This is a genomic window from Bacillus sp. CH140a_4T (assembly GCF_008923725.1).
Lineage (GTDB): Bacteria > Bacillota > Bacilli > Bacillales > Bacillaceae_G > Bacillus_A.
Map to the genome: position 1 here is coordinate 417,812 of NZ_WBPF01000005.1, position 20,825 is coordinate 438,636.

Annotated in this window: 25 protein-coding genes and 1 riboswitch; of the genes, 7 read left to right on the top strand and 18 right to left on the bottom strand. The window is 36.2% G+C overall.

Annotated features, from left to right (window positions below; all coding sequences use genetic code 11):
• Positions 1–10 precede the first annotated feature (10 nt).
• Positions 11–808 (bottom strand): VOC family protein, encoded by a 798-nt coding sequence (locus F8162_RS03190; protein WP_151634977.1) that lies wholly within the window; start codon positions 806–808, stop codon positions 11–13.
• Positions 809–906: 98 nt separating this feature from the next.
• Here F8162_RS03190 and F8162_RS03195 point away from each other — a divergent pair, with 98 nt between their 5' ends.
• Complete coding sequence (locus tag F8162_RS03195) at positions 907–1,917, top strand: sulfite exporter TauE/SafE family protein (RefSeq protein WP_151634975.1); 1,011 nt, start codon at positions 907–909, stop codon at positions 1,915–1,917.
• Positions 1,918–1,956: 39 nt separating this feature from the next.
• Here the strand turns inward: F8162_RS03195 and F8162_RS03200 are convergent, their stop codons facing one another.
• On the bottom strand, positions 1,957–2,406 hold the full coding sequence (locus F8162_RS03200; RefSeq protein ID WP_151634973.1) for a GNAT family N-acetyltransferase: 450 nt from the start codon (positions 2,404–2,406) through the stop codon (positions 1,957–1,959).
• A 325-nt stretch (positions 2,407–2,731) separates the two neighbouring features.
• Positions 2,732–2,924, top strand: a riboswitch (Lysine riboswitch).
• Positions 2,925–3,035: 111 nt separating this feature from the next.
• On the opposite strand from F8162_RS03200, the gene F8162_RS03205 reads away from it, so the two are divergent.
• The 3 genes from F8162_RS03205 (at position 3,036) to F8162_RS03215 (ending at position 5,724) form a co-directional block, all read left to right on the top strand.
• Positions 3,036–4,502 carry an amino acid permease gene (locus F8162_RS03205; RefSeq protein ID WP_151634971.1) on the top strand — a complete coding sequence of 489 codons (1,467 nt, stop codon included), beginning with the start codon at positions 3,036–3,038 and terminating at the stop codon, positions 4,500–4,502.
• A 113-nt stretch (positions 4,503–4,615) separates the two neighbouring features.
• Positions 4,616–4,921, top strand: coding sequence for an iron-sulfur cluster biosynthesis family protein (locus F8162_RS03210; RefSeq protein ID WP_151634969.1), 306 nt, complete (start codon positions 4,616–4,618; stop codon positions 4,919–4,921).
• A 32-nt stretch (positions 4,922–4,953) separates the two neighbouring features.
• On the top strand, positions 4,954–5,724 hold the full coding sequence (locus F8162_RS03215) for a DNA alkylation repair protein (RefSeq protein ID WP_151634967.1): 771 nt from the start codon (positions 4,954–4,956) through the stop codon (positions 5,722–5,724).
• Between the two features lie 64 nt (positions 5,725–5,788).
• Here the strand turns inward: F8162_RS03215 and F8162_RS03220 are convergent, their stop codons facing one another.
• A complete protein-coding gene (locus F8162_RS03220; RefSeq protein WP_151634965.1) occupies positions 5,789–6,280 on the bottom strand; it encodes a DUF2716 domain-containing protein in 492 nt (163 codons plus the stop codon).
• Positions 6,281–6,477: 197 nt separating this feature from the next.
• On the opposite strand from F8162_RS03220, the gene F8162_RS03225 reads away from it, so the two are divergent.
• Positions 6,478–7,239, top strand: a complete 762-nt coding sequence (locus F8162_RS03225) for a class I SAM-dependent methyltransferase (RefSeq protein ID WP_151634963.1) — start codon at positions 6,478–6,480, stop codon at positions 7,237–7,239.
• Between the two features lie 89 nt (positions 7,240–7,328).
• On the opposite strand, the gene F8162_RS03230 is transcribed toward F8162_RS03225, so the two are convergent.
• The 12 genes from F8162_RS03230 to F8162_RS03280 form a co-directional block, all read right to left on the bottom strand.
• Positions 7,329–7,514, bottom strand: coding sequence for a hypothetical protein (locus F8162_RS03230; RefSeq protein ID WP_151634961.1), 186 nt, complete (start codon positions 7,512–7,514; stop codon positions 7,329–7,331).
• A 17-nt stretch (positions 7,515–7,531) separates the two neighbouring features.
• Positions 7,532–7,675 (bottom strand): hypothetical protein, encoded by a 144-nt coding sequence (locus F8162_RS28640; protein WP_192797598.1) that lies wholly within the window; start codon positions 7,673–7,675, stop codon positions 7,532–7,534.
• A 73-nt stretch (positions 7,676–7,748) separates the two neighbouring features.
• Positions 7,749–8,270, bottom strand: a complete 522-nt coding sequence (gene lepB / locus F8162_RS03235; RefSeq protein ID WP_151634959.1) for a signal peptidase I — start codon at positions 8,268–8,270, stop codon at positions 7,749–7,751.
• Positions 8,271–8,352: 82 nt separating this feature from the next.
• The gene (locus F8162_RS03240; RefSeq protein ID WP_151634957.1) at positions 8,353–10,506 is read right to left on the bottom strand and encodes a peptidoglycan D,D-transpeptidase FtsI family protein; all 2,154 of its coding nucleotides are present in this window, start codon (positions 10,504–10,506) and stop codon (positions 8,353–8,355) included.
• A 241-nt stretch (positions 10,507–10,747) separates the two neighbouring features.
• Complete coding sequence (locus tag F8162_RS03245; RefSeq protein ID WP_151634955.1) at positions 10,748–11,476, bottom strand: NAD-dependent protein deacylase; 729 nt, start codon at positions 11,474–11,476, stop codon at positions 10,748–10,750.
• A 75-nt stretch (positions 11,477–11,551) separates the two neighbouring features.
• Positions 11,552–12,199 (bottom strand): pyroglutamyl-peptidase I, encoded by a 648-nt coding sequence (pcp, locus tag F8162_RS03250; RefSeq protein WP_151634953.1) that lies wholly within the window; start codon positions 12,197–12,199, stop codon positions 11,552–11,554.
• Between the two features lie 16 nt (positions 12,200–12,215).
• Positions 12,216–13,178: a DUF979 domain-containing protein gene (locus F8162_RS03255; RefSeq protein WP_151634951.1), complete on the bottom strand. Its 963-nt coding sequence runs from the start codon at positions 13,176–13,178 to the stop codon at positions 12,216–12,218.
• 1 nt (position 13,179) lies between these two features.
• Positions 13,180–13,875, bottom strand: a complete 696-nt coding sequence (locus F8162_RS03260) for a DUF969 domain-containing protein (protein ID WP_151634949.1) — start codon at positions 13,873–13,875, stop codon at positions 13,180–13,182.
• Positions 13,876–13,895: 20 nt separating this feature from the next.
• Complete coding sequence (gene pxpA / locus F8162_RS03265; protein WP_151634947.1) at positions 13,896–14,657, bottom strand: 5-oxoprolinase subunit PxpA; 762 nt, start codon at positions 14,655–14,657, stop codon at positions 13,896–13,898.
• A gap of 18 nt (positions 14,658–14,675) precedes the next feature.
• Positions 14,676–15,665, bottom strand: a complete 990-nt coding sequence (locus tag F8162_RS03270; RefSeq protein ID WP_151634945.1) for a biotin-dependent carboxyltransferase family protein — start codon at positions 15,663–15,665, stop codon at positions 14,676–14,678.
• Positions 15,656–16,369, bottom strand: coding sequence for a 5-oxoprolinase subunit PxpB (gene pxpB / locus F8162_RS03275; RefSeq protein ID WP_151634943.1), 714 nt, complete (start codon positions 16,367–16,369; stop codon positions 15,656–15,658). The genes F8162_RS03270 and pxpB overlap by 10 nt, the downstream gene beginning before the upstream one ends.
• A gap of 14 nt (positions 16,370–16,383) precedes the next feature.
• Positions 16,384–17,136 (bottom strand): IclR family transcriptional regulator, encoded by a 753-nt coding sequence (locus F8162_RS03280; protein WP_151634941.1) that lies wholly within the window; start codon positions 17,134–17,136, stop codon positions 16,384–16,386.
• 251 nt (positions 17,137–17,387) lie between these two features.
• Here F8162_RS03280 and F8162_RS03285 point away from each other — a divergent pair, with 251 nt between their 5' ends.
• On the top strand, positions 17,388–17,801 hold the full coding sequence (locus F8162_RS03285; RefSeq protein WP_151634939.1) for a hypothetical protein: 414 nt from the start codon (positions 17,388–17,390) through the stop codon (positions 17,799–17,801).
• Positions 17,802–18,021: 220 nt separating this feature from the next.
• Here F8162_RS03285 and F8162_RS03290 read toward each other — a convergent pair whose 3' ends face one another.
• The 3 genes from F8162_RS03290 to F8162_RS03300 form a co-directional block, all read right to left on the bottom strand.
• Entirely contained in the window at positions 18,022–18,747 is a 726-nt protein-coding gene (locus F8162_RS03290) for an alpha/beta fold hydrolase (RefSeq protein WP_151634937.1), read from the bottom strand.
• A gap of 157 nt (positions 18,748–18,904) precedes the next feature.
• The gene (gene lepB / locus F8162_RS03295) at positions 18,905–19,456 is read right to left on the bottom strand and encodes a signal peptidase I (RefSeq protein WP_000662492.1); all 552 of its coding nucleotides are present in this window, start codon (positions 19,454–19,456) and stop codon (positions 18,905–18,907) included.
• A 23-nt stretch (positions 19,457–19,479) separates the two neighbouring features.
• The gene (locus F8162_RS03300; protein ID WP_151634935.1) at positions 19,480–20,157 is read right to left on the bottom strand and encodes a copper homeostasis protein CutC; all 678 of its coding nucleotides are present in this window, start codon (positions 20,155–20,157) and stop codon (positions 19,480–19,482) included.
• A gap of 174 nt (positions 20,158–20,331) precedes the next feature.
• Between F8162_RS03300 and F8162_RS03305 the strand changes: the two genes are divergently transcribed.
• Positions 20,332–20,808, top strand: coding sequence for a hypothetical protein (locus F8162_RS03305; protein ID WP_151634933.1), 477 nt, complete (start codon positions 20,332–20,334; stop codon positions 20,806–20,808).
• Positions 20,809–20,825 lie beyond the last annotated feature (17 nt).

Here is a 20,825-nt window from a genome sequence, read left to right on the forward strand (position 1 = left end):
TTCACCTCTATCAATATATGTACAAACTACCTAACACTTCATGCTCTCGTTTATTTTCCCCTTTAAACTCCGCCGCAAAAGGATATTCGCCATGATGATTCAAATGTTCTAGTACTAGCCCTTCTCCAATTGGTTCACAAAACTGTACATGAATGTCACCAAACGATACGCTTTGACACTCCGCATTCCATTCTTCATTTTTCACAACTGAGCTTGCAGTTAGCTCCATTACTTCTTTCCATTTCCTCACTGTTTCTCGAACATTTTTCACTGCGTAATGAATCGTTTCAATTTGTTGTACTTTGTTTTTATGTTCAGTGATTGTTCCTATGTTACGTAAATCGTTTCTTCTTGCTTCGTCCGTTTCATTCCACTGTATAAAGAAGGGTAATTTCGGTCTGTTCTCTTCTTGCTTTACAAATAACATTTTCCATTCTAAAAGGCGGCCATCTTTCCTCATTCGTTTCCCTTCAAATGGCCCTATCGTATGTAATCCGTGTTTACTAAACTTAACTGCTAGTTCTTCAATTGCATCTGTTCGAATTGCGATTTGTAGCATTCCTTCTCCGTCTTGTAACTTCACCACTGTTTCTTGTACTAATGGATTGTCTGCTTCTTTCGCTTTTTCTTCATGCTGCACTGCTAAAAATTCGATATATGATAAATCAAAATAACATAAACTATTCCAAGTACCCCAAGTCGTATGTTCTCCGCCTATTGCAGTATGAAATCCACGCTCTTGCATTTGTTTTGCCGCTTCCTCCGGTGTACCATGTACTGCGTGTACGAGATGATCAAATCGTAACATGTCTTTCTCCCCTTTCTCTCCATCCTTTTATTGTATATTTTATTTTTCTTTCATTCAATTTAAAAAACTTTAAAACCTAGTTGATTTATACGATTAATATGTATTATAATGAAACAAATTTAATTATTGCTGATTGGAAAAACCAAAGGCACTTTTCTCATATGGGAAAAGTGCCTTTTTCATTTATTATTACAGGGGGATTATTTATGCAGAAATTAATTGTCTTTGCTATTATTGGATTTTTCGCTCAATTGATTGATGGGGCACTTGGAATGGCGTATGGGGTAACATCTACCTCGCTTTTACTAATGTTTGGTATCGCACCGGCTGTAGCTTCCGCATCTGTTCATTTAGCTGAAGTCGTTACAACCGCCGCTTCTGGTGCATCTCACATCAAATTTGGAAATGTTGATAAATATACCGTTTCCAGGCTTACATTACCAGGTGCAATTGGCGCATTTATTGGGGCATGTTTTTTAAGCAATTTACCTGGTGATGTAATTAAACCGTACATTTCCGTATTTTTATTTACTTTAGGGGTTTATATTTTATTACGATTCCTTATTCAAAAACAAATTGTCACTTCAAAAAAACGTATGTCTGCTAAACAGCTTGTTCCGCTTGGCTTATTCGCTGGATTCGTTGATTCAACTGGTGGCGGCGGCTGGGGCCCGATTACAACACCTGTGCTTTTGGCACGAGGAAATGAAGCTAGAAAAGTTATCGGATCTGTAGATACGAGTGAGTTTCCTGTTTCACTCGCTGCAACAATTGGATTTTTCATTTCACTTGGCTGGGAACAAGTAAGTTGGGTTTGGGTATTTTCTCTCATGCTCGGTGGTATCGTTGCGGCACCAATCGCTGCATGGCTAGTACGCATCGTTCCAGCACATTTACTTGGCGTATTAGTTGGTGGCCTTATTATCTTTACAAACATTCGTACACTGCTAACTACATTTAAAGTGGATCCAACTATTATTTCCCTTTCTTACGTGGCAGTTGGTCTTATCATTATTATTTCTATTTTCATTGCTGTTCGTAATCATTCCAATCGTTCTAACGCATCAACAGCCGGATATCCAAATGATCAAAAACAAATGCTACCATAACGATAACAATACCGCCGGATATACTCCAAGCGGTATTGTTTATTTTTCTATTTTCCAATTCATCATTGTTTCTGTAGTGCCCATTCTCTTCATATGTAATTTCTCTAATACGCGAATCGAGCTATTATTTTCAAGAAGTGTCTCTGCAATAATCGTTTCTACCTCTCCTGTTTGAAAAGCCCAATTTATTAATTCTCTTACAGCTTCTGTCGCATATCCTTTATTCCAATATTTCTCAATAAATCCGTAACCAATTTCTACTGTATGTTCCTCATTTGGTTTCCCTTTAAACCCTATATCACCTAGAGCGATGTCATCTTCTTTTCGAATGACATACCACGCCCCCCAAGGTAATACATCCTTATCTTTTTTTACATTTTCTACATGCCCTACAATATGTGGACCACTATTATATCCTTGCTCGTTAACAACTTGCATACGCTCTTCTGTACACGGCACTATATAGAGCCTTTCTGTTTCTAATTTCAAGTTAATTTCCCCTTTTTTGCTTAAACGTTACTCTAATTATAACAAAAAATATGACCTTATCATGAATGTCGAATTATATCTTCTGAATTTTCTTTTATTTTTAAAGGGTTTTTTATTATTTTTTGCGAAACATTTGTATAACAATTTGTTTCTTTGTTTTTTTTGTTACATAACAGTAGGTTCGGGTGGAGTTTCGCAAGCGTTTCCTATACAATAACCGATATTTTTTGACTTTTCCTAACAAAATATCTTGCAATATATTCAGAAAGTCATTACAATTGCCATATATTAAAAATCTTAGCAATATATCAAATCCTCATCTATCCGATGAGGTAGAGGTTGCGACTTTTAAAAGTAATACGGACGAGACACAGAGAATGTCACCGACTCCGTTTGAAAGGAAAAGTTGCCGAAGTTTATATTTCATCTCTGGAAATATGAGCTGGGGCTGTCTCCGAAAGGAACAGAACTGTCACGTTTACAAAATTACCGTGTAAACGTGGGGTGCTATCTTAACGGAAGGGTATGATGGGGTGGTTATTTGTGAAACGTTCCGCCAAATTCCTTTGGCGGTTTTTGTATTTTTCTCCCCCGTTCCTTCCTATCTTACAAGAAAAGGAGTGTTGAACATGAATAGCGCAACGAATCAAACTACCTCTGAAACGCAAACTACAAATGGAAAAGGTGAATTAAAACGTAGTTTAAAATCAAGGCACCTTACGATGATTTCTCTCGGTGGTACAATTGGTACCGGACTATTTCTTGCCAGCGGTGGTGTCATCCATTCAGCTGGTCCTGGCGGTGCACTAGTCGCATACGCCGCAATTGGAATTATGGTTTACTTTTTAATGACAAGCTTAGCTGAACTCGCTGCTTACATGCCTGTTACCGGATCTTTTAGCACATATGCAACAAAATTTGTTGATCCATCCCTTGGCTTTGCACTTGGATGGAACTATTGGTATAACTGGGCCATTACAATTGCTGCTGAACTCGCAGCTGTAACATTAATTATGAAATTTTGGTTCCCAGATACCCCTTCTCTCATTTGGAGCGGATTATGTTTAGCTATTATTTTCCTTTTAAACTATTTATCTGTTAAAGGGTTTGGTGAATCTGAATATTGGTTCGCACTTATTAAAGTAGTTACTATTATTATCTTTTTAATTGTTGGCTTTATGATGATTTTTGGAATTATGGGCGGCGAATCTGTTGGCTTTAAAAACTTCACTGTTGCAGATGCACCATTTAACGGCGGCATTATGGCAATTATCGGTGTATTTATGGCTGCTGGGTTCTCCTTCCAAGGAACTGAATTGTTAGGAGTTGCTGCTGGTGAAACAGCTGATCCAGAGCGTAATATTCCGAAAGCAATTCGTTCTATATTTTGGCGTATTCTTTTATTCTACATCCTTGCGATTCTCGTTATCGGTTTATTAATTCCTTATACGACTGAAAGCCTTGCTGCAAGTGATGTAACAGTAAGTCCATTTACACTTATTTTTGAAAAAGCGGGCGTTGCCTTTGCTGCTTCCGTTATGAACGCTGTTATTTTAACGGCAGTACTGTCTGCTGGTAACTCTGGTATGTATGCATCAACTCGTATGCTTTGGGATTTAGCTCGCCAAGGAAAAGCACCGAAGTTTCTTGGTAAATTAGATAGCCGCGGTGTACCTGTTAACGCATTAATCGTAACGTCAATTGTCGGTAGTATCGCTTTCATTGCTTCTTTATTCGGTGACGGCGTTGTATACATTTGGTTATTAAACGCATCTGGAATGTCTGGCTTTATCGCATGGGTCGGAATTGCAATTAGTCATTACCGTTTCCGTAAAGCATATATCGCACAAGGAAAAGATTTAAAAGACTTACCATATAGAGCAAAATGGTTCCCATTCGGTCCAATCTTTGCATTTGCACTTTGTGTTATCGTAATTTTAGGTCAAAACTACGGCGCATTTATGGGCGAAGCAATCGATTGGAACGGTGTACTCGTTTCTTACATCGGTTTACCACTCTTCTTAGTACTATGGTTAGGATATAAATTTACGAAGAAAACGAAAGTGATTCCACTTGATAAATGTGAATTAAAATAAAGTGAAACGAGCAAACAAATTTGTTTGCTCGTTTTTTGTTATAAACCTCTTTACTTCCCTATTGCTCCTGTTTTTGCAATAATAAAGGAAATATACATAAAGGTTGTGATACCATGAACATTCGCATTACTGATGAAGCAAAAGCTGCTATACATAGATTAGAACGTGAAGACAAAAAAGTCATTCGCATTAGAGGGACAATGACAAACTCTTGTAGTATTTTCGTTGATGTCGATTTAATTTGGGATACAAATAATACAGATGACGTTGTATATGAAGATGCTGATTTTATTGTACAAATGGATTCATTTACGAAAGACTACACTGGTAATACGGTGAAACTTGATTATAAAACGACTGGTTTTAGTATTACGACTCCGAGTGAGACGTTGGTTTATGGGTTGTCGATTAAAAAATAAAAATTGTTTTAGCTGACCAATGAGGTGAAAAAATGGGTAAATATGTTCCGTTAAAATTTTTATTTAATGAAGAATTGGCAGAAAAAATGGCTGATTCTATATGTAAACATGATCCTAATTTCTCTAAAAGGCTCTTTGTAGATTCCGTAACATGTAAAGTTGAAAATTTAGAGTTAAAGCAGCGGATTGAAGTAATAGCAGATGAATTACATACTGCATTACAAAGAGATTTTAATGAAGCAATCCATATATTACTGAAAACATTGGGACCTGAAAATACAACAGAAATAGGTATATTTACAAAGGGTTATATGTATATGCCTATCGCAAAATACGTTGAAAAATATGGACTTAATGATTTTGAAACCTCATTCAACGCAATGTATGAAATAACAAAAAGGAATACTGCTGAATATGCCATTCGTCCTTACCTTGAAAAATACCATGAAGAAACCTTGGACATATTGCAACAGTGGTTACGTGACGAAAACAGCCACATTAGGAGATTAGTTTCCGAAGGTACAAGACCAAGACTTCCTTGGGCTAAAAAAATGGGAGCTCTGAAAGGTGACTTCAGAAATAATTTAAAGCTTCTGGAGCCATTAATGAATGACCCTTCTAAGTATGTTCAAAAATCTGTAGCCAATCACATTAATGATATTACGAAAGAAGATAATGAACTCGTTTTTAAATGGTTACGAGAATTGCTCAATAATAACCATCCTGTTAACCCTTGGATTATGAAACATGGGTTAAGAACGATGATAAAAAATGGCACTTTACCAAAAGATTTTTGTTTTTAAGTATTTTAAACAAAAACGCTTATGCTTCAAAAATGAAGTATAAGCGTTTTTTCTCTTTAAAACACTATCCCTGCCTTAATATATTTTGAAACATTTCTGGCTTACTTTGTTCAAAACTCTCTATTAATTCTTTTCCAAATATCGTTATACTCTTCTCCCAAGGGTGGCCTAAATACCCCCACTTAAAGTCCTTCTGAATAAAGAAGTAGTAATCTCCATTCGGAAATACTGGTATAATCCACTCATCAAATTCATTTTTTTCAAACTCTAAATGTGGATTCACCCAATAACACTCATGTTGCCAATCCAATGCCATGATATATTCATTCGATGCTGTAATTTCTTGAAAAGCTTGTAGCGCTTTACTTTCCAGATTATCATATACATTTAACTGTACCGACTCTCCAAAGTAATGAGAAATATCATATGTCACAAAAGGACTTGGCACCTTAAATGATGGGAATATAGAACCACTTGGTGAAAACTCAAAATCACTATATACCCTATCCCATATTTGGTCGTACTCTTTGTCTGTAAACTCCATCCAATTTTTCATTAAACAACTGCCTTTCCTTATCATTTCGAAGGATTTCTACTCGATTATCCCGAATATATAAATAACCATTCTCACAAGGAGCGAATTTATTTGAATTTATTTGAACATGAAACGTAAAACCGTTCCACTTTAATAAGAGGTCCTCCTTTTTTCTTTTCTCATCATATCATTTACTTACAAAATAGGAGGATATAATTATGAAACGTGATCCATTATTTTTAACTTTATTAAAAGGTGCTAATACAAATTTTAGCGGTTGGGATTTCTCTTTCATTTCAGAAACGGGTCGAATGAAGAGCGAGCCTTTATCGTGGTCGTACAGTAGCACCGCTTTCCAGCTTATGCAGCGTGCAGAATCAATGGTAGATATGGGTACTGGCGGCGGAGAGTTTTTATCTATGTTACAACCGTTCCCGTCAACTATTTATGCTACTGAGGGCTATGCTCCGAATGTATCAATTGCTCGGAAGAAATTAGAGCCTCTAGGGGTTACAGTTGTAGAAGTGATCGATGATACTGCTTTACCATTTCAAGATGGTCAGTTTGCTTTAATCATAAATCAACATGAATCATATGCTGCTTCTGAAGTAAAAAGAATACTTTCTACAAATGGAACATTTCTTACCCAACAAGTTGGCGGCCTTGATTGCGCGGAACTTAATGAGCAGTTTAACGCACCGCTAAATAGCGAATTTGCAAGTTGGTCGCTCGAAGCAGCATGCATTGAATTAAAGCAAAATGGAGTTACTATTTTAGAAGAAAAAGAAGAGTTCCCTTTTCAACGCTTTTATGACATTGGCGCTATCGTCTATTATTTAAAAGCGATTCCGTGGCAAATCCCTGATTTTACTGTCGAAGGTTACTATGAGGAATTATATCGTATACATGAAATCATCTTACAAAAAGGTTATTTTGATGTGAAGCAACATCGTTTTATGATTAAGGCGATTCGCAGTTAATCATGGAGCATATGGAAATAAAAAGAGATGGATCTACCATCTCTTTTCCCCCGTTTATTTTTAAAAATTTTGTGGTGGCTTCTAGATTGTTACGTACGTTCACGTCTTGCAATCGCATCAGCTAATGCGATAAATTGCTCATACGTTATCTTTCCTGTTACCTTCGCTTTAATAACCTTTTCCATTTCTTTTGTAATAATCCTACCCTCTATCGCTAGACTTGCTTTAGCTTCTTCGATAGCTTCATTTAGTTCTTCCTCACTTTTGAATGCCATGATTTAAGTTATCTCCTTCACATCGTTTTATTTACTCTTTCAATATGAGAAAAGTAATACCCCTTTTCATCCTTTGCGTTACTCATCATACTTTGGCCATCTATTTTACTAATCTCATTTCCTTTCTTATCATATGCATATATGTAACTACCGTCTTTCATTGCATTTAATCCAAAAGGTTATTTAAAGAAGATAAATTGAAACTTGAATAAGTGGGGTTTTGTATAACCCCACTTATTCTATGATCTTCATTTTTGAAAAAGGATAATATACAAATTCCACTTTGCCTATTATATTATCTTCTGCAATATACCCTAAGCCATTTCGACTATCTCTACTAAGTTCACGATTGTCTCCCATTACAAATAACTTATTTGGCGGGATTTTTGTCTTTTGAAAATTATAAAACACTTGCGTATTATTGAATAAATCTTTATTTGTATACGGTTCTTCTTGCTTTTTATCATTCACATATACTAATCCATTCGTTATGTTAATTACGTCACCAGGAAGTCCTATTACTCGTTTCACATAATATTTCGACTCATCCTCTTCCTTTATTATGACAATTTCTCCGTGCTCTAAATTAGAAAAATATACTGCTGCTTTATTTACAAATACGTAGTCTTCTTCATATAAAGTCGGTTGCATCGATTTCCCTTCCACTTTACATAAAGTAAAAGAATGATAGGCTACTACCAAAACAAAAACAAAGAGTATGTATTTTCCCCATCCTCTTTTAATCTCCTCTTTCATATCCATTCCCACCTTATTTAAACGCTTTTTAACTCAAAAAATATATCACTGCACAATATGTCTCCATGCAGTGATACTATTTTTACTGGGCCTTGTTCGGTTGTTCTACTGGGACTGGATTTCCACCGGCTCTTTTCGCTTTCAATTCAAAATACGCATCCAAAATCTCTTTACCAATCGCGGAATTAATTCCTGATTTGTCATCATTCACCCAAGGTACAACAACTGAAAAAGCAACTTCCGGATCAGCATCATATGGTGCATAACCGGCAAGAGTTAAATTATAACATTTTTTTCGGTTGTAGTTTTCATCTCTTCCAATATCACTTTCTCCACCATATACAGTTTCAGCTGTTCCTGTTTTTCCAGCTGGTTTATACGGTAATCCTTTAAACGTTCCAGTACCTGTCCCGTCAGTCTCTTGAAAAACTCTTCTAAACCCTTCTTTTACATGATTTATGTATGAAGTGTCCATATCCACTCGATTTAATATAACTGGTTCAATAGACCTAACAACTTCTCCAATATCCTCTGGTTTATGTGGTTGCTCTCTCACTTCTTGTACAATTTGTGGTTTCATTCGGTAACCGCCGTTTGCAATTGTTGACATATATTGAGCAAGTTGAAGCGGCGTATATGTATCATACTGTCCAATCGCGTAATCAAGTAAAAAACCAGGTATGTCATCCGTTCTACCCATTTGACCAATCGATTCATTCGGCAAATCAATACCAGTCGGTACACCTAATCCGAACTGTCTAAAGTAGTAGCGCATTTTATTAAATGTCTCTTTTTTAATATCTAGTGGATTGTTTGGCACATAATTTATACCTGCCATTTTTAATGCTGTATTAAACATATAGACGTTTGATGAAACTTGTAAAGCTCTTAAATCATCAATATCTCCAAAATCTTTCCACGATTTCTTTGGCTTAGTACTTCCTTTAAAATACATTGGTGCATCGAAGAAATGCGTATACGGCTTAATTGTTTCAGTTTGATATCCGGCTAGTAACGTAGCCCCTTTCACAGTTGATCCTAACTCATAAGAACTTGTCATCGTTCCTAAAGCAAAGTCTTCTATTTGCATGCCACCATCTTTATTTACAATTTTCTTCCCAGCCATTGATAAAATTTGCCCGTTTTTCGGGTTCATCATTACAACGAACGCGCGATCCATCATCGGCTCTGCAGAATGAAACGCTCGTAAATTCTTTTCAAGACTTTCCTCTACTTTTTTCTGTAACTCCATATCCACTGTTAACATTAAATTATTTCCACTTTTTCCTTCAGTCACTTTTTCCGTCCGAATAATATTTCCGGCTTTATCCGTAATATTTTTCGACTGTTCTTTCGTTCCATGTAAGGCATCTTCGTATTGTTTTTCGATGTAACTCTTACCAATGCGATCATTTCGGTTATAATCACGCACTAAATAATAATCTAACTGTTCTCTTGGTAATCCCTCATTTTCAGTAGAAACGCTACCAAGGATAGAACGAAGTATTTTATCATTTGGGTATTCACGTTCCCAATCCACTGTCGTATCCACTCCTGGCAAACTTGCCAATCTTTCACTTACGACTGCGTATTCATTTTGACTTACATCTTTTTTAACGATTTGCGGCGTCATTTTATATCCCGCATTCATCCTACTTTTAATTGCTAGTACTTCTAAATCCTCTTTTGAAAGTTCACTTAATTCTTCTTGCGTAATTCTTTCCCTACGTAACTCTTCTACTTTTTTATCTAATTCTTTCCCTTCCATCTCTTGCTTCCTAAATGTATTCTCATCTTCTTTTGTCACTTTTGCTGCGGCACGCTTTTCATTTAACTGCATCCAAAAATCTTTCTTATCTGTTTCTGTCAACTTAGCTATATCTTCTGGCGACATTTCAATTAGCTGGGCTAACTGTCTTGCTACTTGTAAAACTTCTTTCGAATCTACTCCTTTCATTTTCGTATATGTAACGGTTCGTAGTGGTTTGTTATTTACAATCACTTGACCTTGCCGATCAAACATTTTCCCTCTAGGAACAGGCGTGCTTACCGTTACATCTTCCTTTTTGTTCACTTCATTTCTATACGTTTCTCCATCAATGATTTGTACTTTACCTAATTGAATTATAATAGCTGAAAATAAAAGAAAGACGATAAAAAATAGTACATTTAATCGAAATGGAATATGAGTCTTTTTCTTTTTCGATTGTTTCTTCTGCTCCTTTTTCTGTCTCATTTCGCTCCCTCGCTTCATTCTATTAACATTTCTACAAAGAACCATTATGTATCAAATTTATTTATATGATATATATAGAATTTTATATTAATTACTAAAGAAATAAAAGATTTAATTTTCAGTATTTTAATTTTATAACCTATTTATTACCATTCCCCTTCATACGTCATAACATGAATTTTATTCAAACAAAAAACTGAGGTGTTCTCTATACACCTCAGTTTTTCATAAAAATAATAACTTATTTCACCGATGATAATCCTTCAACAAACTCTCCAATCTTATTTTGAAAAACAAAATCAAAGTTATATTCTTGTCCTGTTCGTTCTTCATTTACTAAAATTGTCGTTGCCCCTATTTCCCTCTTGGCGATTTCCGGGAATGAAGCGACAGGTTGTACTTTTAATGACGTTCCCATAACGATAAGTACATCTGTTTCATATAAACGTTTTATCGCATTTTGATATTGCGGCAATGTATCTCCGTATAAAACAACGTCTGGATTTAAAATGAAATTACACTTCTCGCAGCGAGGTACTTCATGATCAATCATATACTGCAAATCATATCCCTTTTTACACTTCGGACAATGTGCTGTTTGAAGTGTTCCATGTAAATCAATGACATGTTTACTACCACCTAATTGATGTAAGCCGTCAATATTTTGCGTTAAAATCGTAATATCTTTCCCTTGTTCTTCTAGTTCAGCTAAAAAGCGATGCCCACGATTTGGTTTATATTGATGAAACGTATTAATTTGAAAGATTTCCTTATAATGCTTCCAAAATTCTTTCGGACTTCTATTATAATATCCTCTTGATAAATACATCTCCACATTCGCATCAGCATACAATCCATTTGCTGAACGAAAGTCTGGAATACCACTTTCCGTACTTGCTCCTGCGCCTGTTAACACTGTAATTTTCTTCGCTTTTTCTAAAATTGAACGTACTTCTTCAAATTGCTGCACAAAAATCACCTCTATGTATTTCCCTATACTTATTATACCAGTTGTTTACAGGAGGTGTCGTACGATTCGTTTTATTTAATGCGTCGTGCCCCCAATTTCCACAATATCGACCTCAACTGTCGTCGTTACCTCAATCGCCAATTCTATCCCTTTACTAATAGTAGAAAGTGACATACTTGGTTGACCTGGATAGTTACTCGCTTGTTCTGGTAAAAACGGAATATGAACAAATCCGCCTTTTATTTTCTTATCCTGTTTCTCTAGTTCATGCATGAGACCGTAGAATAAATGATTACAAACGAATGTACCTGCTGATTGTGAAACGGAAGCTGGTATGCCTTCTTCTTGTAGTTTTTTTACAATTGCTTTCATCGGAAGTGTAGACCAATAGGCAGCCGGCCCTTCTTCCACAACCGGTACATCTACCGGCTGATTCTCTTCATTGTCAGCAATTCTTGCATCATCGATATTAATTGCGACACGCTCTATCGTAATATCTGGTCTGCCCCCAGCTTGTCCAATACATATAATCATTTCAGGGTTTAGTTCTTCTATATACTCTTTTAATACTTTTATTGATTTATGAAATACCGTTGGGACTTGTTTACTAATAATCTTGTATTCTCCGATTGTTTTTTCATGCAAACTTTTTGCGACTTCCCAAGCTGGGTTGATGCTTTCTCCGCCAAACGGATCAAATCCTGTTAGTAATACTGTTTTCATAGTTTTCCCCTCCTAATTAGAAACGATATACAAGGCCGTACATAATAAACATATTTATGATAAAGATTGAAAGAGCAATTGGTACTTGTGCTTTAATGACTGCATTTTTATCTTTTAGCTCTAAAAGCATTGCCGGAACGATATTAAAGTTTGCTGCCATTGGCGTAATGAGCGTTCCGCAATATCCAGCAAACATACCGAGCGCTGCCATAATCGCTGGATTCCCGCCGTGCATTTGAACAATTAAAGGTAAGCCAATTCCGCCAGTAATTACGGCAAATGCTGCGAATGCATTTCCCATTACGACTGTGAAGAGCATCATACCTAAACAATACGCCATAACAGCAACGAACGGATACTCTGTCGGTAATACTTGGCCGACTAAATCAGAAACGACTTGTCCAACGCCAGATTTTGCGAAAATACCACCAAGTGCTGCTAACATCTGTGGTAAAATAACAGCCCAGCCGACAGCTTGTAATAGTCTGCTACCTTCTTGAACAGGCGTTGTTATTTTCGATTTTGTAATACGCATCGCCGCAACAAATGCAAGTAATGCACCAAGCGCTAATGCAACTAGCGTTACTTTATCTGGATCAACAAGGGATACATTTCCCCATTTGATTTTCCCTAACGTTAACGTACCGATAATTGTAAAAATTGGAATTAATAGTGCCGGCATAAAAATTTTATTTTTTAATTTCTCCGCATGTTTCACACGTTCTTGTACTGGTACTTCTTTCTCCTCTGATTTTGTTACTTTGTTTAATGAAGCTAACACGACCATTGCGAGCACGATACAGCCAACGTAAAACGAAGGAATTACATTTCCGAATAAAAACGTAATTGCAAATAACGCCCAAAACAAGCTAGAACCAAGTCGATTTGGATGTTCACGATCAAACGCAATACGAACAGCGATAAAGGCAACGATTATACCTAATACGTAATAAATTGTATCCATTGTGATGATGTTCATTTTATATTGCCTCCTTCTCTTCTTTTTCTTTTGATGTCATCGTTTTTGCTATATATTTATCAAATCTTCTAAATCTGATCCAACTTACAATAAGCGCCGCTATCGCCGTTGGAATACCCCAAAGTGCCATATCCCATACACCGACATGCATACCTACTGAATCGAAGAATCCTTTCATTAATAAAATGGCACCAGTTGCGATAAATATATCCTCTCCGAAAAACCATGCTGTATTTTCCGCAGCTGCTGCGTTTGCTTTAATCTTTTCTCTTAACTTTTCAGGTAACTTACCATATCTTCCTTGCGCAGCTCCCTCTGCCATCGGTGCAACGAGCGGTCTTACTGTTTGTGCATGACCACCAATATTCAGTCCAAGTGCTGCTGATGATTCTCTTATCGTAAAATATGACATTAATACTCTTCCAGTTGTTGCGCCTTTCGATTTCGTTATAAGTGCTTCTGCTCTTTCTTTTAAACCGTAACGCTCTAAAATTCCGATTACCGGTAAAGTTAGTATAATCGGCATAGACATATATCTATTTTCTATGAAAAATTTACCGAACATGCTGATGACATCATAAAAGCTTAATCCTGAAACCATACCAGTAACAATACCTGCAACCATTACTACTAATAGTGTATTTAATCTAAATAAAAAGCCCACTGCAACAAGTAGTATCCCGATTAATTTAATCATTTCAGCACTTCCCCTATTTTTTATTTCGGTGCACAAATAGAAATATCATTAAGTTTGAATGTTCTGTATATTCTTTCTGCAAATTGAACTGCTTTTTCCCCATCACCGTGTAAACAAATCGTTTGCGCCTGAACTGCTACTTTCTCTCCATTGACCGCATATACTTGGCCTTCTTTCACCATTTGAAGTACTTGCTTTATCGCTTCGTCTTCATCTTTTATAAGCGCATTTTCTTCTGTACGGCTCGTTAATGTACCATCTTGCTTATACGTACGATCTGCAAAAGCTTCTTGTACGAGAGTTATATTGTATTTTTCTACAGCCTGTATAAACGACTCGCTATTTGCTAATCCGTAAAGTAATAGATTTGAATTACTATGATAAATTGCTTTTGCAATTGCATCTGCAATTTCCGGATTAGTCGCCGCCATATTATATAGGGCACCGTGTGGTTTCACATGATGCATCTTCCCGCCAGCTGCTTTCACAAAAGCGTCTAATGCACCGATTTGATACAATACATAATCGTATACTTCACTTGCCGAAACGTTCATGTTTCTTCTTCCAAATCCAATTAAATCAGGAAAACCAGGATGTGCTCCTATTGCTACGTTTTGCTGCAGTGCCTTTTCAACCGTTTTCCTCATTACAACTGGATCACCCGCATGAAAACCGCAAGCAACGTTTATAGAGGAAACGAACGGAAGAATTTCATCATCATTCCCCATTTTATAAGCTCCAAAACTTTCTCCTAAATCACAGTTTAAATCGATTGTCGTCACGATTTTCCCCTCCTATTGTCAGCTTCGTAAAGCGATGAATTTCTTTAATAGATTCATATTTACTTCTTGTTCTATGTACAATTGTTCCGCTTCTTCCAGCGTAATTTTCTCAAATGAAACATAGTCCCCTGGTTTTAGCTGGGCAAGAAGAGGTAAATCTACTGAAATGATATTTCCCATTCTCGGATAGCCACCTGTCGTTTGCCTATCTGCCATTAATATAATCGGCTGTCCACCGTTTGGCACTTGAATCGTTCCAAATGTAACGGGACTCGATAAAATCTCTTTTTCTTCCACTCTATTTAAAACTTCTCCCTCAACCCTATAACCCATACGGTCAGCGTAATTAGATACTTTATACTCTTTCGTAAAAAATGCCTTTCTACTTTCTTCTGTAAATTGATCATATTCAAAATTAGTTATGACACGCAGCTTAGGATATTTCTTATACTTTGGTAGTACACTGCTGCTAATTGCCCAGTTTGTTTTGATTTGCTCTCTCTTTTGTAAGTCTTGAATGAAACGACTCGCTATTTCAGTGTGCGTACCAATTTGAAAATAATCTCCTTTTTTCAGCATCCTTCCTTCAATACCACCAATCGCAGCACGTATGTAAGTACTTTTACTTCCCATTGTACGATCAATATGTATACCACCCGCAAAGGTCACATACGCTCTGCAACCGCTTTTCACTTTTCCAAAGCAAAGCATGCTACCTTCTTTCGCTAAAATAGGACGCCATAATGGAACACGCTCCCCATTCAGTAACGGTTCCGTATCTGCTCCGCCAATCGCAAGTAAAGTCGTTTTCTTTATTAACAATTTAGGCCCCATAATCGTCATTTCAAGTCCCGCTTCATTCTCATCATTACCGACTAACATATTGATCATCCGAAGTGCACTTTGATCCATTGCCCCGCCAACAGGTACACCGTATTGTTGATAGTGAAATCGCCCTAAATCTTGGACTGTTGTAAACATCCCTGCATGTAAAACCTCTACATCCATTCTTTAGCCCCCTCAAGTGATACGTACTCTTCCTTCGTTATTGGGATAAATCGTAAATACATACCGCTTTGAATATATGTTGGTGTTTCTTCTTCTGGATTAAATAAAGAGATTGGTGTTCGGCCGATAATATTCCATCCTCCTGGTGTTTCAAGCGGATATATACCTGTTTGATTCCCGCCAATACCTACTGAACCAGGCGGTATTTGTAACCGTGGTGTTTCTTTTCTAGGTGTTTCTAGTTCTTTTGATAATCCTCCTAAATACGGAAACCCCGGTGTAAAACCTAACATATACACAAAATATGTTGTTTCACTATGGATGCGAATCACATCTTCCGCTCTTATTCCTCTATCATGCGCGACCTCTTCCAAATCAGGTCCATATTCTCCCCCGTAGCAAACAGGTATAGAAATATGTTTCACATCTTGATTCACCTCTTCTTTATACGAATCACACAACTCTTTTATATATTGGCAAACGTAATGATATGGCCCTTCACTTTTCTCATGCCGCTTCCATACTTCGTAAACATTGTAGTAGACCGCTAATGAAGTGAAAGACGGCACACATTCAACCATTCCTGTAAATGGATGCCGCCTCAACGCTTGAAACAATCGCTGCACTTTTTCGTATGTCTTCATTCCCATTTCTTCACCAAATGTAACAATAATTGCTTGATCCCCTAACGCAGAAAATTTCATCCCACTCCCTCTTTCTATGCCAAAAAGCCGAGTTCTTTCGAAATGCGATGTGCCGTTTCTTTCACTTTCGCAATAAAATATGCAATATTACTTTCGTTATACTCAATAGCTAACCCCGAAATACTAATACCTGCTATAACCGTTCCATCGCTTGCGAAAATGGGCGCTGCTATAGCGGCTGTATGATTTTCTAACTCAGAGTAGCTAATTGTGTGTCCTTCCTTTCTCGCCATTTGTAACACTTCTAGCAATTGTTCCTTATCCACGATTGTTCCATCTGCAAACTGTTTTAAATCCGTTTTCTCTACGTATTTCCATTGCTCTTCCTCAGAGAAATACGATAGTAAAATTCTCGGACATGCACCCGCATAAAGCGGTGCTCTTCTCCCAACCGCCGTATACACGCGTACAGGCTGAGCACCTTCCATCTTTTCCGCATAAATCGCATCATTACCATCTTGAATAATTAAATTAACTGCCTGCCCTAAACTATCTCTAAGCTCTTTCATATAGGGAATCGCAATATTTCTTACGGATAATCTTTGTGAAACAAGTTGACCGAACCGTAAAAAAACGACTCCGAGACGATATTTCCCCTTCTCGTTTTTTTGTAAAAACTCCATTTCTTCTAACGAGCCAATTAAACGATAAACAGATGTTTTTGGCATACTCGTAAGCTGAACCATCTCTGTTAAACTTAACTCTTCATGCTCATAAAACAACTCTAAAATATCCATTGTCTTAACTGCTGTTTTATTTATACTCATTCTATCTCCCTCTTGTTCCGAATTACGGAACTTAAATTCCGTTTTTCGAAACAAATATATAATTTAAAATTATAAAATATTCTTTCAATTCTATCAATATTTTTTTAAGCCTATGACTCGATATATTTGTCAGTAATTAAAAAAACGTAAACAATTAAAGGACTTTGTAAATTTTTACATCAAACTATTACATCTCCACTATATTTCGATTATTACAATATATGTAAAACAAAATGTAAGGAGTGTTTCTTTTGAAAAAGCTGCTAGTGATTCCCGCTATTATGCTATCTTTTTGTATAGGTTATAATGTGACATTTGCGACAAGTGAAGATACTCATTCAACCGCTAAAGTTGCCCAATATCATAAAATAGCGAACGAAGAAATTCATTTTTTCGGATCAAGTATGTCTAGTTTTAACTATTCTCACGGGGATGCATTAAGCCTTCTTGTAAAAAATATAGGGAATTCTTCTTTTAGCTATACTTTATATAACGCTAAAGGTTCTTGGATGATTGACGGAACTTTAAAACCTGGAGAACAAGCGATCAGTGAATTTAGTATAAGTTGGAGTGATTGGCTTCCTGAAGGTGAATACAAAATAAAATTTAGAAATAATGATGGTTCTCTTTCAAAAGTTCAAGTTATAGCAAAACCTAACATATAAATAAATAGGACACAAAAAAGATGATTTCTGTATCCCCAGAAGTCATCTTTTTTAAATTCCATTTAATTTGTCAGTATACTTTTTTGCTTCTTTCATGACAAGATCTGTTACCTCTAGTTTATTTACAAATATTCCATAATAAATCTAGGCTTATACTGACTATCTTTAAACATCTTTTCAACTTTATGTATAATTAACGTCTGAGTAAATCTTTCCGTCTTTAACTTGACTTTTCTTTCAAAAATTTTAAAATTTCTTGGTTGAATTGTTGGGGATTTTTTCGTGCAAACGTATGTCCCTGTCCAGAAACTGAGACAAATGAAGCATTTGGAATTGTCTTTGCTAAGTACATGGAATGCTTGCATTTTATAATATCATTTTCCCCAACCAATATTAAAGTAGGGCAACTTATTTGTTTTAAATCTAATTCTGAGACACCAATATCATGGAGTAACAAACTGAGAATGGATAGTTTCTGCTGAATTTTCTTACTAAATAAGGAAGGAATGAAAGCAAAACCATACAATGCATAAATAGCTGCTAACACTAAAAAGTGAACTCCGCTCGTTTTTGTGTTTCCTGCATTCAAAACAAGTCGATGAACGTATTCTGGATACGAAGTAGTAAACATCATTGCTAAGTTGGCTCCATCGCTAAACCCGAGAAAGTCTGCTTTCCGAATGTTTTCTAAAAGCATAATGGCTTTCAAATCATCGACCATTAGTGGGAAGTTTAAGTTTTTGGAGACATTAGTCGAACGCCCATGCCCACGGCTGTCGACTAAGAATATTTGAAAATACTTTTCCAATTCAGGCACCTGCTTAGAGAAATATTTCCCGCTACCACTATTCCCATGTAACAAAAATAGCGGAAAACCTCGTCCGCTTTTCTCGTAATAAATTTGACTGCCATCTGCCATAATAGCATATTTTCTTTCTTTTCCCACAAAATCACCTACTCGTAATATATATTATCAAGGAGACAAACCTTCTCTTGCTTCTTAATAGTCTTTTATTTTTAATTAATTTATTATACAAAAAACACCTTATAAAATAGACTTTTTTCGAGTGTCTATTCTATAAGGTGTTATATTTCATACTTCTTTATAACGCTCTCACTTGTTTCAACGGCCAGAAAACAGCTTGTCCTTTTCCGACAATCTCATCTTCTGAAATGAATCCGAACATACGACCATCTTTCGAAACTTCACGATTATCTCCTAAAACAAACACTTGGCCTTCTGGCACTTTCGTTTTTCCTGTGATTTGTTCTAACGTAAAGTCTGGGGTTAATACACGGCCTGCTGCTTTTTCTTTAAACTCTTTTAAATATGGTTCTTCCATCGCTTTTCCGTTTACATATAATACATCGTTTTTATACTCAACTGTATCGCCTGGTACACCAATTACTCGTTTTACTAAATCGTACCCTTCTTTACCATGGAAGACGATAATATCAAAGCGATCTAATCCACTTATACTATAGCCAATCTTATTCACAAGAACTCGCTCGTTATTTTCTAAAGTAGGCATCATCGATTCACCTTGTACTAGTGAAGGTGTAAATAAAACACCGCGAATAATAGCGATTAATACAAGGGTAAATCCTATCGTTTTAGCCCATGAGAATAATTCTTTCTTCGTATTTTCCTTCATCGTTTCTCCTCTTTCTTAAGTGTTTATTGTATGATTTGAACTAATTCTTGTACTAAATTAAGATCAATTTCAGAAAAACATGATTTTCCTTCTCTTACCGCTGTGCCGACATGTGCTTGCGTAATTCCAGTTTCATCTAGCAATTGCTTTATATTTTCTTTCGTCACGCCAGCTCCAGCAACAAGTTGAATTTGACCATCGCTTACTTTTTGCATTTCTGCAAGCACCGGAATATTCTCTACTATATTTCCTTGTCCACCTGAAGTTAAAACGTGAGTCACTTTATGAAACTTCTTTAAAGTTTTCATCGCTTCTACTGGATTTTCTATGTCATCTATCGCACGATGGTACGTTACATTTATTCCTTCTACAACAGATAGTAGATCGGCTAATTTCTCTTCATCCACTTCATTTTGTTCGTTTAATACACCTAATACAACACCATTTGCACCTAACTTCTGCGCAACGATAATATCTTCCTTCATCATTTCAATTTCTTCTTCCGTATATGTAAAAGACTTCGCATGCGGACGAATCATAACGTGAATCGGTATATGTACTGCTTCTACCGCTTTTTTAATAAATGCATAACTCGGTGTTAAACCGCCTTCTGTATAAGATGAAATTAATTCAATTCGCTTCCCGCCAGCTCGTTCAATTCTTTTCACATCTTCTAAACATGTTGCAATAACCTCTAGCATGAGATGACCTCTTTTCGTACTTTTTTCTTATTATAACATTAGTAAAAATAAGAAACCTAGCTTTCTCCTATAAAACTGTAAAAAGAAGAATGAAAAGAAAGATTTTTTAATTGATAACAATTATTGGTAATGGTATATTTTTCATATATTATACAACAAAAAGGGGAACAAGTTATGCTTCTTACAAAAAAACATTTCATTATTTCTAGTTCATTTATTCTCATCGCATCGCTTTGCACAATTACTCTATTACCAAAGCAAAATACACAACTAGATTCCACTCCTTCTAAAGTAGAAGCAAAAGAAACGATTACTCTCTCATCAAATGAAACAAATGAAATCCCAACATTTCGTTCGTTATCAGTTAATGATACACATACATTCCGCGGGTCAGTCGGTACTGGATTTGACTTTAGTGGTCTTAGTGATTTAAAAGTCACAGTTAAAAATATCGGTACAAATACATTTACATATTCAATCAAATCACCAGATGAAAAGCCACTAGTAAAACATACGATACAACAAAATGAAAGCAAAACACTTACTTTGCGTTCAATCATTTCCTCTCCTCGGCCAGGAACATATTATTTGTCCGCTTATAATGAAGATGGATCTGAGAGCAGTTTAGGACTTGAGGTACAGCCTGAATAACAATGAAAAAGGAGTAA